The following is a 13,722-nucleotide window of genomic DNA, read 5'->3' on the forward strand; positions in this document are numbered from 1 at the left end:
CCGGGACCGAAAAGCAACGCAATAAGTGGCCGTGCCACGGATTCTGCACCGCACCCAGTGCTGCGCGTCGCCGGACTCGGTTTAACTGATGGCTCTTGCGCTTGGTCAAGGCCGCCCGGCGCCATGGAGGTGGCCGGCGCCGGCTGGGGGTGGCCGCTGAGTCTCCAGAGATATCTCTCCTCAGGACCTCTCGACGCCGGCCACAACTTAACCCAGGAACCTGTCCCCGGGAAAACCAAATGTAACCTTGTTGTCCAGCCTAGGATCCTCTGTCTTTCCCAAGGAGCATTACAGCTCCCTAATCTGCTGATTAGGGGCCGCGTTTCCCGGTCCGGCGACGAGCTGTTTATGGGCCCCAGCCTCCAAAGCTGCCGTCTAACGGTGGGCGGGGCACCGTCGGACCCAAGAAGAGCGTCTTCCCGTGGAGGAAGGTTTCGTACTGCACCTGAGGTCTAGATCCCACCCTGGAATCTTGGTTCAACAAGCCGGGTCTTTGGACCATAGCTGGGAACGGGCCGAGCAGTCAGGCTTTCGGTATGCCGTACTTCCTCGAATACCTAACGGACGTGAGTGCGGGCTGCTTCACGGTGGACGGCCTGGACTTCGTTCACGCCCTGGCCAAGGCAAAAAACGCGTTGCGGGGTCTGGAGTGCATTAGTGCAGCTTTGCTCTTCTCACCTGACCCCAAACCCGCCTTCGGTCAGGGTTCAGCTATCGCGACCTTCACAAAGGACGGAGGCTGGCGCTTCCACGACGAGTGACCGGCCTAGTTCCGAAGAAGTGCCATTACGGGCGTTCCTGCTCCCAAGTGCGCCAATACATCGTGAACTGGGGGGTCCGTTTTCTTCGATGAGCAGAGGTGAAATCCGCGTCGAGGGCTTCGTTGATCACCGGTAGCTGCCAGCTGCCGATAGCGGTGGCGTCTTGCCCCTTGAGCCAGGTCCGCAACCGGTCAAGCACCGGCTGCGTTGCCTCCTCGACGATGTCTTCCACGGTTCCGATAAGGTCGCTGAGACCCTCAGCCAGGGCCAACGGCATCTGGTGGGTGAGAGAAACACCCATGACATCGACGCCTTTTCCCTGGTCATCGAGAATCGCTACCGGCAATGGCATCACCAGTGTCGATTGTGAGTGCGCGACCGTGGTGTTGCGGTAGTTCCGAATGAGGTCATGCACTGCTTGGAGGTGCGCGGGAATGGGTGGGACCATTGACATCTTGTCCAGGCGGGTTCGGACGTTGGAGTCTATGAAGGGACGGATATAGGCCGTGACAGCATGGGAGGTCAGCGGTATCCACAGCGCTGAGTCCTCTCCTGAGGTCAGTGCGCAATCCAGGGCGTGCGCGGCTTCAGAGAGGTCATTCGCGTGGCTTGTCAGCTCAATTAGCAGTCTCGTGTCGGCCGTGTCGGGTAGGACTGCGGCTGGTGGGCGAGGGATCCCCAAAAGCGGTCTCCTCCTTGTCTCCGGATGATCGTTCCTCCAGGGCTAGAGAACAGCAGGCGCCCGGACGGTCAGCGCCGCGTTGAGCATCGGGCACTCAGTAGCTGCGACATCCCCGTTTCTCAAACATCGTAACCACTTGGGCGCAGTTGCTCGGAGCGTGTCCCAGTCATCCGAGAGTGCGCTCTGTTATGGTGAAACGCCCCGCTACTCCAGCTACCCCCAAGGCTGAGAGTAACGGGAAATCTTCGTCGATGCAGGCGGCTGTCTTCCGCGGGCTACTGAAAGTCTCTCGGGGGGCATTCCGTACGTCGTCACAGTTGGTATGACGTACAGGGATGTGGAGTGGCCAGACTCAAGATTGGAACAAGAAGGTCCTCACTGACGGGCGGGTCGCTTCAGTCGTCGCCGCTGACTTTCTAGTCTGATTGCTAAGGGCAAGGCCGAGAGCCTTTCCGGAAGCGACGTCAAGGGGGGCGTATGAGTTCAAGTATGCCGGGGAACGAGGAAGCTTCCAGCGAGGTTCCCCCGCGGGGACGGATCCCTGTTCCCACCCCACCAAACAAACCTTTAGCTAGAGCTCGCCTAGTACAACAAAACCAGCGTTCGGCACGCCGGGAGCACGAAGTCCAGCGCGTTACCCGCGACCTTGCCGCACTTGCAATAGCACAGGCGCGATAGTTGACGGAATCCTTCAGACCTCACCAGGACGTGGGGCACGGCGCGGAACCCACGGGGATGACAGGCCTTCTGGCCCCCTCGGCCCCCGCCACCTCCACGCTCAGCCTGATGCACCTGGTCTCCGTTCCGTGGACCAGAAAGCCGCCGGGCCACCAGGTGTACGGGGTCTTCTCTGGCGGGCACGCAGTGAAGGTCACGGACGTGTTGCCTTCCGTCGCCCCGTACTCGGCCACGAGTCCCACGGTCTTTTGCTGCTCCGACGCCACGGTGACGGTGACCGTTTGCCCGGCACGCAGCCAGTACGGATTCTTCATCCATTGAACGCCATTCATGAGCTGCGTTGTGCCATCGCTGGTCTGGGAGAAGTTGTCCCTGATGAACAGCGGATCGACGTTGAAGAGCCTTTCCCCGGATGGGCTGAACCCCGCAGCGTCGGTCTGGCCCTGCAGGCATCCCGCCTCGTAGTGCCCGGCAGGCGGAGGCAGTGCCTTGACGGAGGTTGGGGCCGTGGACGACGAAGGCGGGGAGACGCTCGGAGCGTCCGGCGCCGGAGTGCCGCCGCCGGTGCATCCGGCCAGCAGCAGGATCAAAGGAACCAGTCCGAGTGGATGGCACCGTGTCTGCTCCACCATGCCCTCACGCTACGCCAGCGCGTCGTGGGCGGGAAGTACAGGACGGCGCCTCAGTCTATGCAGTGGTACATGAAGGATCCATCACCGCAGGGTACCCGCGGGAACAGGGCAACCAAAGTTCCTCAGTGGGGCCAGAAATAACCGTCATGCTGGGGTCAAAAAGGTTGACATAGTCACCCGGGCTGTGCAGACGACTTTGGAAATTCGTGCAGACGACTTCGGAAACTGACACACAGGTCGAAAAAGTACTCCTCCTCTTAGTCAAAACTGGTTGCCGAAAAGAAATCGGTCAAAAGAGTAAGGGGAGGGTTTTTGACGTGTCCGGCAACGTGATCGGGTATGCGAGGGTGAGCACCCGCGGGCAGTCACTGGATTCGCAAGTGGACGCACTTGTCGCTTCAGGAGCCGTGCGTGTGTTCCAGGAGTACGCATCCGGCGCCACCCAAGCAAGGACACGATGGAAGGAATGCCTGGACTACCTGCAGCCCGGCAACGTGCTGCTGGTTGCGGACCTAACCAGGCTAGGTCGGAGTACCTCCGACCTAGCGGACATTGTTACTGTGCTGGGTCAGCGGGGGATAGGCTTCCGTTCCCTGGCAGAACCTTGGCTGGATACCACTAGCGCCCACGGCAAGCTCATCTTTGACATGTTCGCTTCCCTCGCCGAATATGAACGATCACGGCTGTCGGAAAGAACAAAGGCCGGCTTGGCCGCAGCGAAAGCGCGAGGCCGGCTCGGCGGCCGCCCTCGGTCGATGACACCAGGGAAACTGGAAACTGCCCGGCAGTTGCGCAACGAAGGAAAGACTTTGAAAGAAACGGCGGACCGGCTCAGCGTCAGCGTTTCATCACTCACTCGGGCTCTTAACAGGAACGACATTCCAGAAGCCGCATCGTAACCCGCCTAGCAGCCCCCGCACGCTGGCTGAGATCGGGTTACCGTAGCGACCTCATCAAAGGAGCGTTTGTATTCTGTTGAGAAAAACCACGTGAGACACGTTGTTGAGGCAAAGGTATTCTGCTGACTGAACGGCTCGGCTAACGACGCCACCGGGACTGCTGAAGGTTTGATTGACACTTTGCCTGTGAGGATTTGATCCTTGCGGGTGGAAGGATGTTCCTCATGCCCAAAGCCTTTCCCGAAGAGTTCCGCCGCGATGTCGTGGCGGTTGCCCGCAAGGGCGAAGCGCCCATCACCCAGATCGCCAAGGATTTCGGGGTCTCACCTGCTGCCCTGCACCGCTGGATGAAGATTGCCGACAGAGAAGATGGCGTGCAGTCCGGGGCCGTGTCTGATGACGCCGCGAAGTTGCGGGAGGCCAATAAACGCATCCGGCTCCTGGAGCAGGAAGCTGAAGTCATGCGCCGTGCCGTGGCCTATCTGTCCCGGGACATCAATCCAAAAAAATGATGTACCCGCTGGTCCGCGAGCTGGCTGCCAGGGACGCCCCGATCAGGGTTCCCGTGGCAGTGTCCTGCCGGGTACTGAATTTCTCCAGACAGGCCTACTACCAGTGGGCCGCCAACCCCGTGCCCGCCCGGGACTGGGAAGAAGCCCACCTGATCAACGCCGCCATCGACCACCACCGCGACGATCCTGCCTTCGGCTACCGGTTCATCGCCGATGAGATCAACGCCGGACCCGGCCCTGTGGCCAGTGAACGCCGGATCTGGCGGCTGTGCTCCCAGAACGGCATCCTCTCGGTGATCCACCGCCGGCGCCGCTCAGCGCTCAAGGCCGGCCCTCCGGTCCACGATGACCTCATCGAACGGGACTTCAGCGCCACGGCACCGAACCGGAAATGGCTGACGGACATCACCGAGCACCACACCGGGGAAGGCAAGCTGTACCTGTGCGCGATCAAGGACCTGCATTCGAACCGGATCGTCGGGTACTCCATGGACGGGCGGATGAAAGCGTCTCTGGCCGTTGCCGCGCTGGACCACGCCGTGGCTCTCAGGAAACCGGCCGGCACAGTGGTCCACTCGGACAGAGGGTCCCAGTTCAGATCCAGAAAGTTCGTCCTGGCCCTGAACACCTACGGGCTGAGCGGATCAATGGGACGGGTAGGAGCATGCGGTGACAATGCCGCGATGGAATCGTTCTTCTCCCTGCTGCAAAAGAACGTCCTGAACCGGAAACGATGGGAAACCCGGGCCGAACTCCGGCTCGCCATCACAACCTGGATCGAACGCAGCTACCACCGCAAACGCCGTCAACGCGCCCTCGGCCGGCTGACACCCATCGAGTTTGAGACAATAAAAAACGCGGCCTCAGCCGCGTAAGAAATTATCAACCCCAGCTGTCAACTAAACCTTCAGCAGTCCCACCAGCTGGCTGTTTCCCTCCTGATAAAGGATCGTTTGTTGAGATTCACCTAGGAGCCGTTCGCGGTTGCGCTAACTGTCACCCGGGCCACAACAAAGCCGTTCGACTCGCGGGTCGTGGTCGACTCCACGATTCACTACGCTCGTTGGGGCAGTCCCAGTCGTGCTACTGACAGAACCGGCCCATTTATGGCAGGATCAAAGCACTGTTAGGGCACACCAACCTAGGGTCCGTAGCAGATTATTTATCGGTGGCCTTCCTAGGGGGCTGAGCAGCGTGGTAGGCCTGCGACCTGAATTGCTCAAGGTGATGACTACTGAAGGGGCCCTTCCGAAGCGAGATCGGAGCCAAAGGCCGCCCTTCAGCAACCTCTTGCTCCACGGCGGCACTAGGCAAACACCTATTCCCTGCTGCCAATAGGAGCCTAAATGACCACGGAACTTCTGTCCCTTTCGCTTGGCCTTGCCATCGTTTGGTTTTCAAAGCGGTTGTTGCCATTCGTTCTCTGCCTGGTCGTGCTTGCCCGAACGGGGACGACTAAGGGGTTTCGGGACGTAGCAGCGGTCTTCGGGCCAGTCTCTGGCTTCCGCCATGGGACGGGCGTTCAGCGGTAGCGGTTCATGGCCGGGCATCGCTTCCTAAATGTGCTTTGTCATCCATTCCCAAGCCCTTTTGGGGAGCCAGCCTGACCTGGTCTTGGCGGTCACATCGATGACGAGGAGCCTGTCATTGGTGTCCATCAGGGGTTTCAGCTTCGCGGATGCCTGGGTGGGGGTTAGGGCGGTTGACACTAGCCAGGTCGAGTCCAAGTAGTGCCACCAACCTCCAAGGGATTTGATCGCATCGTGAAGGTCGGTGTAGTTCTGCCCGGGGCTGTTTAGGTCGTAGGAAATAAGTAGTGCACTCATGGTGATTTCTTTCTGTTAGTTGGGGTTCAAAGGCCGGCGGTCTGCGACCGCCGGCCTTTGAGGCTACTTTTCGTTGCGTACGCCCTTGTGCTGCTTCGGGCTGCCGTTGAGGATGCGGCCTGTGCTGGTGTCGCGTTTGAACCAGGTTGTGCCGCGCTTGAATTCGCTGCGGCCCTTTACAGCGCCCGTGCGGTGTCCCTTGCCGGTGTTCGTCGCCATTGCTGTTACCTCTCTTCAGGAGAGTTGTTCCGCGCTTTGCGGGCTCTCACTTAGTAGTCGAGGCAGCTGACCGAAAGGTTAGGGCACGTCAGGAACGACAGTCCTCGCATTGGCCGTTGACAAGAAGGTGGGGCTGGAACTGAAGGAAGCACGCTGTGCAGGCGACTTCACGAAGGATCTGACGCTGACATTTACAGTGTTTGCAGCGGGGACAGTAGGGCTCTCGGCATGACGGGCAAGGGTAGCCCGTCATCTCGAAGCCCGTGCCGCAGCAGAAGCCTTTGAGCGTTGCCCTTGTATCGAACTCGCGCCCGGTGGTGGGGTGAAACGTCACTGCGTTCCATATATCGGTGTCGGAGAAGACTGCGATCACCCGATTGTCTTCGCCGATTGCGTTGACGTAGAAGTCGGCTTGATCTCCCCACGGGGTCCGCCAGGAAAGGCGCCTTGTTGTGGATTTCCCTGGCGAAAGCAGCAGCAGTGGATGGGAATCGCCTAGGACCTGGCCGGGCCAAGGGAAGACTTTCGGCCATCCGCGTTCCGGGTTGGGGTTGACACTGGCGTGGGCCACCGAGTGGGTGTATCGATCGATAAGGACGACCGCTCCAAGTCCAGGCAGGTGTTTTGCCAGTGCGATGGCGCATACGGGCCGGCTGGCGTGTGTGTTGTCATGCAAGCTGATGAGGTGCTGGGCGCGCAACGGCCCGGTTCCGATGGTCGCGGCGGAAACAAGTTCGGGGATCAGTAAACGCTGCGCGACTCTGTCGCAGATCGTTTCGAGCACGGGCCCAGGTTCATCCTGATCAGCGATCCAGTCGTAAACACCCGGAGTCTTCTCAACGAGCCAGTGACCAAGTTCGTGGGCGATGGTGAAGTTCTGGCGTTTACTGGCTGCCGTCGGCGCGTAGAGGACTACCCCGTCCTGCAGGAAGGACACCCCGTCGCAGGCGCCGCCTTCAGACCGACGGGAAGCGAGACTTTCAACGGCCCTGACCATCAGGCCCAAATCTGCTTCCATGGTCGCCGCAGGTGCGCTGGCGAAACGGACTCGAACATCGGGGCTTAGTTGGCCAATGACGCTATCGACGCAGTCTTCCAACCTCATGCTGTGTCCGTTCCCCGGGATTGTTCTACTGCCTCGACCAGCACATCGAGTGCCGCGAGTAATTGCTCTGAGTCGGGTTCTTCGCCGCGGTGGACCGTTGCCACCATCCGTCCCTCCAGCGCTGCCACAGCCATGGAGCGTGAAAGATCCAACGCCGTCATCCAGCGGCTGACCAGATTCTGGAACCGGGCAGTGTTCCTTACCGCAGCGAACTGGTCCTCGGCTGCGGCCTGCCGGACGGAAATAAGCTCCGGGGAGGTTGCCAGGACCCCTGCGATTGCTTGGATCATTGCCGGGGGCACGTCCGGGGCGGAGCGGCTTTCCCATCGGAACACATCGCCTGCCTGAACATTCCAGCCACGCTCTGAGAGCCGGGCGGCCACGTCGCTCACCGTAAGTCGTGCTCGTTTCCGATGACGGGCCAGGGCTTTGGAATCCAACGTCATATGAGGGTCGGCGACGAGCCCGAGCATGGCGGCGACAGGGTCCTGATCAAGTGGGGGAGCGCCGTGCGCGGATAGCCAAACCGCGTCTGAGGCCTTCAACAAGGAGGCAAGTTCGTTCTGCTCCTCCGTGTCAATGTCCACTTCCTGCAGAATCTCTGTCCGGTGCTCCGGATCCTCGATCAGCCGGTCCAACAGACGCCCGTAGTCCTCTTCGTTCATTGCGTTCCCTCCTTTCTTTCCAGTTCCTTCCGGAGTAGGTCCAGGGATCTTTTCGTCATCTGACTCACCCGTGGACCCGTGACTCCGAGTTCGGCCGCCACGTCATTTCGCGGGCGCTCCAACGCAATAACCTGCCATACCGCGGTACGGTGCCGTTCGTCGAGTACCGACAGGATTTTCTGAACTTCCCGCGCACTGCGCACCCTTTCAAGGTCCTCGACAACGTCGTCAGCCACATCAGGTGTCGTTCCATCATGCTCTGTGGGGGAGAACTCCGGTCCTGCGTGCACTACGGCCGCTGAACGGATCCGGTCGATTGCCTTCCATTTGGCGGCCTTCACCATGAAGGCTTCCCAATTGCGGATCCCTGATGGTGGTGAGGTCATCATGGAAACGATGGCATCCTGAACGGCATCGGCCGCAAAATGAACCAAGCCTGCCTCACGGAGAACCGAAGCAGCGACCCGGTACATCGCATCCTTATGCTGCAGATACAGTGCGGCAAGGTCAGGTCCGACGTGTGCACTTTTACTCATGAGAAGAGCGTTTCCAGCGCCGGCGCTATTTCTCGAAACAACATGGGCATGTCCCCCTCCAACCAGCAGTCGAGATACCTCCAACAAAGGTTAGCGGCGGCTTCACCCGTGCGTTGTCCGCCAGGACTCCGACCACGGCGCGCCCATGCACAATGCGCAGCATGAAACCAAGGGAGTAAGCGCGACTAGGCACCAAGGGAGTGGGACGAGGTTGTGAGTACATCTTCGCCCGGTCACTCGATCGGCAGGCCTGCCCAGTTGTGCGGAGTCCAGTCCACGGGATAGCCGCACTCTTCCATCGAGAGGAGTACCGGGCCGGAATCGTGGGGCGACCAGAAGGTAAACCACACGCTGGGGTCGGCGGTGACGATCTCGACCTCCCAGACGACGGGTGGGAGCAGGCGCCGCCGGCGCTTGGAAAAGACCTCTTTGACCTCGCTCCGCGGCACTATCCAGGGGCCGATGCGGAACAGGTTCAGGCCGCGGCCGTGGAACTCCAGCTTCTCCGGCGTGACGACGAAGCGGAGCCAGGGAGTGCCGGCTTGAAACCGGTAGTTGCTGTAGCCGCCGCCGATGAACTCGTATCGCAGTGCTCGAGCAAAGATGCCGTTATCGGTGTCCTCCACGGACGTCAGCCTAGGCTCTATTGCTGCCTGCCATAAGGGGCTGCGGCGCCAGGCAGAGGGCGGCCCGGGTGGCGCCTGTGCCGTCGCCACATATGGACCAGGACGGTGTTCCGGCTCCAAGGCCGTGGGACAGTCGCTTCGAAAGCGCCTTCCCACCCCGTCGTACAAAAATCTACGCATGTTCGTTGGTATGAGTCAGATGAAAGAGCCCCGCCACAGGGCCGCAAAGAAACAACGAACTGTGAGTGTCGTCGTGGCCCCTCTGATGAAGGGACTTTTGCAAGCCTTGGGCGTAGAGATTCTGCACCGATTGGTGGACCTTATCAGCTAGGGCACAATCCGGTGGGAGGACCTGAGGACAGGGCTTCATCTCGGCGCCGCTGCGCCTGCTTTTAGTCCGTCTGTTCTGGTTTTAGATGCAGTTTTCCGGCCTTGATTGCCCTCTGGATTTGATCGTATGTTCGGTGCTTCCGGGTATTGAAGTTGCCTTCGACGAGGTCCCTCATGAACTGAAATTTCATTCTTGTCCAGAGAGTGAGGACCTGTTCCCGGCCAAAAGACGGGAACAGGTGTTGGTCGCCTCTTTGTACGGGGGATTCGGTGGCGTCTCCGCCCAAGGATTTCAGCAGGCCCCTGAAGCGGCGAAGGTCTTGGGCGGATGACCGCAAACGCCGTACCGCCGATTCGGCTTCCGACGCTTTTTCGGGGGCGGTATTTTTGACATTGTTGACGAATACCTCCAACGGGATGGCGGCTTCGATGTCGACCAGGTCCTCCACAGCGTCCATGAGCTGTCGATGTTCGTCGGAGCTTGGCTCCCAGCCGAAGCGGCCCGTCTTCACATCAAATGAGAAGTCCCGGATCAGCTCAGCGTGAGTTTCCCTGGCGGTGCGAAGCTGCCGGCCGACGGTCAGGAGTCTGATCGCGTCCCAACCGCTGTCGCTGTAGGTAGCTTCCAGGACTAAGCCGGTCATTGGCATGACGGCTGGTCCGTTGGCGGCGAGTTCTTCCTCCATGGAGGTCCGGTCATAGCTCCACTGCTCCGGACCGTCAGTGCCTGCAAACCAATCCACGAGATCTATCGTCCTCATGGGCATGATGTCGGGCTGACCGTCGCTCGAAGGTGGTACGGGAGCGAGCGGGCGTGTGACGTCAAAGAGGATGGCCACGGGGGGCACCCTCAGGACCCGGGATAGGGCCATAAGTTCGGTGACAGTAATGTCTTCGCGGCGGCCCGTTTCGATATTGGCGATGACTGACCGAGACATACCGGAATCATCAGCCAGGTCTTGGGCTGATAGGCCTTCTCGTTTGCGGAAGGCGCTGATCCTTCGACCGATCTCGGTCATATTTTGTGTCATAAAAACACAATATACGAATAGGCGACCCATTGGTACACATTATGGTAATCTCGATGGTGGTTTGAAGCCTGCTCTGAGGTGGGCGTGGCTGAAGAGGAAGGGCACATAGCCTATGGGTGGGCCCGCGGGAGGCGAAGCGAAGAACATCGGTGCCTGGGGAGACGAAAGCATGCGCCTTACCAAGGTGCCAACGCCTATGTACATGCTTGGCGCCGCTCTCGCCGATGAGGCCACGGCCGCCCGTGCCCGCGACGCTATGCTCGGGATCCACAAGAAGGGGCCGAAACTACACTGGCGGGACCTGGAACCCCGCGCCAAGATGCTGTCCGTGGAAGCCGTCGCTTCGCTGAGTTTGGACCATATTGTTGTTGTTGCCAGCCCCTTGGATCCGAGGAAGCAGGAGCGGGCACGCGCCAAGTGCATCGAAAGGCTCTGCTGGGAGGTAGAGGACTTGGGCGGCACAAGTGTGACTTTTGAAGCGCGGACCCAATCGTTGAACCAGCGCGATCGACTGCTGATCCCCAAGCTCAGGGGCAAGGGCGCCTTGCCTGTGGGTTTGCGGGTCGATTGGATGAGAGGTTCAGAGGACCCGATGCTTTGGATCGCGGATCAAGTCCTGGGGGCCATCGGGGACGCGGAAGCCGGGGAGCCCCGTTACTTCAAAACCATCCTTGAGGACGTCATGATTTCACGAATCGATCTTTAGAAACGCGAAAGCCAGGTCCCGTTACAAAAGCGGGGGTCCTGGCTTCACTTCCTCCACCCCTCAGGATGGAAGCTCACGTTTAGTGTACAACAATATTCCCTGGCTTTCCCTTAGTCGTTCCGCAGGTAGAGGATTATGCGCTGCACGCCTCTAGTCCGAGTTGGTGTCCAGGCCGCGTGGATTCAGGAAACTGCTTCAAACAACCCTATCCACTACGGATCGCGATCGCTTTGGATCCCTCGGGAGCGCTAGCCGATGAGTCAGAGGCGTCGTTAGGCGGCGGCCGCGCCGGCGTCGGTGATGCCGACCAGCAGCCATTGTTCTGACATGGGGTCTCGGCGCAGCTCGAACGTGCGCAGCGCCGAAGTGGAGGTCAGGCGGACTTGGACCTGCCAGTGCTCAATGCTGACCAGGTCCCCACATCCGACCGGTGCCCGTTTGGCGGAGTTCCACCAGTCCGAGCGGGTGAACCAGCGCACTGGTTCGGCGGCTACGGCCCAGATCCGGTCGTCATATCTGACGGCCAGGGGAATGCCTTTGGCGGTAAACCGGACCTGCACCGGCACGTCGAGGGGTTTGTCAGTTGTTGTTCTTGCCACGGGTCCGCTCTCCCAAATTCCTGTTCATCATTTCCTCCCGGCGGGTGACCGCTGAGCTCCATACCCAGGTCCGGTACGTGACCGGGCCGTCCTTCCACGTCACTTCGGCTGCTTTCGCTGTCCAGGCGAACACTTCGCCGTCCACCAGTTCGGCGCAGTTCGGGAACCGGATCCACGCCTTCACAGGGATGCCCGGAAACCCGTTCTTGACCGGGAAGTGCTCGAAATCGAGCTCTTCCACGGTCAGCCCGATTGGGCCGGCCCGCCGTGCGTACTGCGCCTGCAGCGCGGCCGCAAAACTCTCGGAGGACATACCACAACCTTAGAACATATGTTCGAATAGACACGCCAAAGTCGGCCAAGGTATGGCCGCCGCTTTTGATGATGGGGGAGGGGTACGACAAAGCCCGGGTTTATATCCACCGGAAGTTGCGTCCACAGCGGTGAAACCCGCCGCAGCGCTGTCGTCAGCGGTGCCTGTTGTTCAGTTCAGGCGGGACTCCGACGTTTGCAGGGTCCAACTCCGGTCTGGAGCGCCGGTAGCCGACAGGATGCCGGAAGGACGTACCGGACCAGGCGACGTCGGCGGAGATTTCGACCACGAACGGTTCGACCAAGGTCAGTCGCACGGGGCCTTTGTCCTTACTGAATCTGTTCAGGGAGGACTCGCTGATCTCTTCCGGCCAGTGATGCCCATGCCCGGCTGCATGGAGGTATCGGCCCAGTTCGCGCTGGACCTTAGTGGACAGGGCGGTCGAGCGACCGACAATCTTCAGTTCGCCGCCTAGGGGAAGGCCGGCGATGATGGCCTGCGGCTGGGAGACTGGCCCGATCACGGCGGCACATACCACGTCCCAAACATCTTTGTGCTTTAGCTTCGACCAGATCCTGGCGGCTTCGTAGGACTGGGCGCCACCCTTGAACACCAGACCTTCGATTCCTGTCGCGGGAAGATCCCGCAGCCAGATCTTGGCCAGGTCCACGTCCGTGGTGATGGGGGAGAGGTGCAACGGCGCCGCCCAGTCCCGGGCGAGCTCCTCGAGCAGCTGCCGTCGCCCGCTAAACGGAACAGCCCGTGTGTCCTGCCCGGCGACGGCCAGGACATCGAAGGCCACGAACGATGCTGGCAGCTCACTGGCCACCGCCGGAAGCGCGGCCCTGGAGGTGACCATGCGCCGCTGCAGCGCATCGAAATCCAGCCGGCCCCGGTTCCAAATGACGGCTTCACCGTCCAGGACCACGCCGGGAGGCAACTGCTCTGCGAGAGCAGCCGCTGCGTCCGGCAGGATTCGGGTAAGTTCCTTGCCCTGTCTGGACCACATCGTCACCGTGCCGCCGTCATTAGAGGCAGTAGTGCGGAAACCGTCCCATTTGGGTTCTACGTTTAGGCCCCCGGGCAGTGCGTTGGGGCCGGGGAAGGTCTTGACGAGTTTCGCCAGCGCAACCGCGACTGGTGGTTGCAGCGCCCGCGGAAGGGACTCGGCCATGCGCCAAGCCTAAAGGAGAAACCAGCACCAAAGTCTGTGCCGGCTTTTACTTGGCCGTAGGACCTTCCGTAGCGGCGTCCTCCGCGTTGACGCGGCGGAGTAATGCCGCCATGCTCCGCACAGCTGCCGGATCTTCCTGCCAGGGCTTCCTGCCTCGTGAGCAGGCATGAAAACCGGTGACAGCCGACTCTTTCGCTGCCTCGGCGAGTTCGTCCCAGGCCGCTTTCAGATCTGCCATCTGCTCAGGAGTCACCGGCTCCTGTTCCTTCGGCTCAATGGCCGCTGCGAAGGCGGGACGACCAGCAGCCGTCGCGGGCGTGCGCCGATGGGCGAACCAGCTCCGAAGACCCATCGGTTTTCCCTTCGTATCAACACTTCAGTGACCGTCCAAGGCAAAGCAGAGGGCCGCAACCGGTAGGACGGGGCCC

At 60.6% G+C, this 13,722-nt stretch carries 17 protein-coding genes; 4 read left to right on the forward strand and 13 right to left on the reverse strand.

The features are described from left to right. Positions 1–536: 536 nt before the first annotated feature. Complete coding sequence (locus JCQ34_RS20190; RefSeq protein ID WP_286404796.1) at positions 537–761, forward strand: hypothetical protein; 225 nt, start codon at positions 537–539, stop codon at positions 759–761. 25 nt (positions 762–786) lie between these two features. Here the strand turns inward: JCQ34_RS20190 and JCQ34_RS20195 are convergent, their stop codons facing one another. Continuing rightward, complete coding sequence (locus JCQ34_RS20195; RefSeq protein WP_286404798.1) at positions 787–1,209, reverse strand: hypothetical protein; 423 nt, start codon at positions 1,207–1,209, stop codon at positions 787–789. A gap of 932 nt (positions 1,210–2,141) precedes the next feature. Beyond that, positions 2,142–2,753, reverse strand: a complete 612-nt coding sequence (locus JCQ34_RS20200) for a hypothetical protein (RefSeq protein WP_286404799.1) — start codon at positions 2,751–2,753, stop codon at positions 2,142–2,144. A gap of 317 nt (positions 2,754–3,070) precedes the next feature. On the opposite strand from JCQ34_RS20200, the gene JCQ34_RS20205 reads away from it, so the two are divergent. Together JCQ34_RS20205 and JCQ34_RS20210 are read left to right on the forward strand one after the other, a co-directional pair. Continuing rightward, positions 3,071–3,652 (forward strand): recombinase family protein, encoded by a 582-nt coding sequence (locus tag JCQ34_RS20205; protein WP_286404800.1) that lies wholly within the window; start codon positions 3,071–3,073, stop codon positions 3,650–3,652. 224 nt (positions 3,653–3,876) lie between these two features. Continuing rightward, positions 3,877–5,039, forward strand: a protein-coding gene (locus JCQ34_RS20210) for an IS3 family transposase (RefSeq protein ID WP_286404762.1) whose coding sequence is annotated in 2 segments (ribosomal slippage) — positions 3,877–4,155 and positions 4,158–5,039 — 1,161 coding nt in all. Because the reading frame shifts where the segments join, the coding sequence is not laid out codon by codon here. A 681-nt stretch (positions 5,040–5,720) separates the two neighbouring features. Here the strand turns inward: JCQ34_RS20210 and JCQ34_RS20215 are convergent. The 7 genes from JCQ34_RS20215 to JCQ34_RS20245 form a co-directional block, all read right to left on the reverse strand. Next, positions 5,721–5,990 (reverse strand): hypothetical protein, encoded by a 270-nt coding sequence (locus tag JCQ34_RS20215; RefSeq protein WP_286404801.1) that lies wholly within the window; start codon positions 5,988–5,990, stop codon positions 5,721–5,723. Between the two features lie 63 nt (positions 5,991–6,053). Continuing rightward, entirely contained in the window at positions 6,054–6,209 is a 156-nt protein-coding gene (locus JCQ34_RS20220; RefSeq protein WP_286404802.1) for a hypothetical protein, read from the reverse strand. An 88-nt stretch (positions 6,210–6,297) separates the two neighbouring features. Further along, the gene (locus JCQ34_RS20225; protein ID WP_286404803.1) at positions 6,298–7,314 is read right to left on the reverse strand and encodes an ImmA/IrrE family metallo-endopeptidase; all 1,017 of its coding nucleotides are present in this window, start codon (positions 7,312–7,314) and stop codon (positions 6,298–6,300) included. Further along, entirely contained in the window at positions 7,311–7,979 is a 669-nt protein-coding gene (locus tag JCQ34_RS20230) for a hypothetical protein (RefSeq protein WP_286404804.1), read from the reverse strand. Before JCQ34_RS20230 ends, JCQ34_RS20225 begins: the two co-directional genes overlap by 4 nt. After that, a complete protein-coding gene (locus JCQ34_RS20235) occupies positions 7,976–8,515 on the reverse strand; it encodes an RNA polymerase sigma factor (protein WP_286404806.1) in 540 nt (179 codons plus the stop codon). The genes JCQ34_RS20230 and JCQ34_RS20235 overlap by 4 nt, the downstream gene beginning before the upstream one ends. 233 nt (positions 8,516–8,748) lie before the next feature. Beyond that, positions 8,749–9,141, reverse strand: a complete 393-nt coding sequence (locus JCQ34_RS20240) for a hypothetical protein (protein WP_286404807.1) — start codon at positions 9,139–9,141, stop codon at positions 8,749–8,751. A gap of 392 nt (positions 9,142–9,533) precedes the next feature. Then, positions 9,534–10,490, reverse strand: coding sequence for a helix-turn-helix domain-containing protein (locus JCQ34_RS20245; RefSeq protein ID WP_286404808.1), 957 nt, complete (start codon positions 10,488–10,490; stop codon positions 9,534–9,536). A 181-nt stretch (positions 10,491–10,671) separates the two neighbouring features. Here JCQ34_RS20245 and JCQ34_RS20250 point away from each other — a divergent pair, with 181 nt between their 5' ends. Next, positions 10,672–11,208, forward strand: a complete 537-nt coding sequence (locus JCQ34_RS20250; RefSeq protein ID WP_286404810.1) for a hypothetical protein — start codon at positions 10,672–10,674, stop codon at positions 11,206–11,208. Between the two features lie 272 nt (positions 11,209–11,480). On the opposite strand, the gene JCQ34_RS20255 is transcribed toward JCQ34_RS20250, so the two are convergent. The 4 genes from JCQ34_RS20255 to JCQ34_RS20270 form a co-directional block, all read right to left on the reverse strand. Next, a complete protein-coding gene (locus tag JCQ34_RS20255; protein ID WP_286404811.1) occupies positions 11,481–11,807 on the reverse strand; it encodes a hypothetical protein in 327 nt (108 codons plus the stop codon). Continuing rightward, a complete protein-coding gene (locus JCQ34_RS20260) occupies positions 11,788–12,120 on the reverse strand; it encodes a hypothetical protein (protein ID WP_286404814.1) in 333 nt (110 codons plus the stop codon). Before JCQ34_RS20260 ends, JCQ34_RS20255 begins: the two co-directional genes overlap by 20 nt. Before the next feature lie 154 nt (positions 12,121–12,274). After that, positions 12,275–13,294 (reverse strand): ATP-dependent DNA ligase, encoded by a 1,020-nt coding sequence (locus tag JCQ34_RS20265; RefSeq protein WP_286404815.1) that lies wholly within the window; start codon positions 13,292–13,294, stop codon positions 12,275–12,277. A gap of 46 nt (positions 13,295–13,340) precedes the next feature. Continuing rightward, a complete protein-coding gene (locus JCQ34_RS20270) occupies positions 13,341–13,646 on the reverse strand; it encodes a hypothetical protein (RefSeq protein WP_286404816.1) in 306 nt (101 codons plus the stop codon). Between the last annotated feature and the right edge of the window lie 76 nt (positions 13,647–13,722).

The organism is Pseudarthrobacter defluvii (assembly GCF_030323865.1).
GTDB classification, from domain to species: Bacteria; Actinomycetota; Actinomycetes; order Actinomycetales; family Micrococcaceae; genus Arthrobacter; species Arthrobacter sedimenti.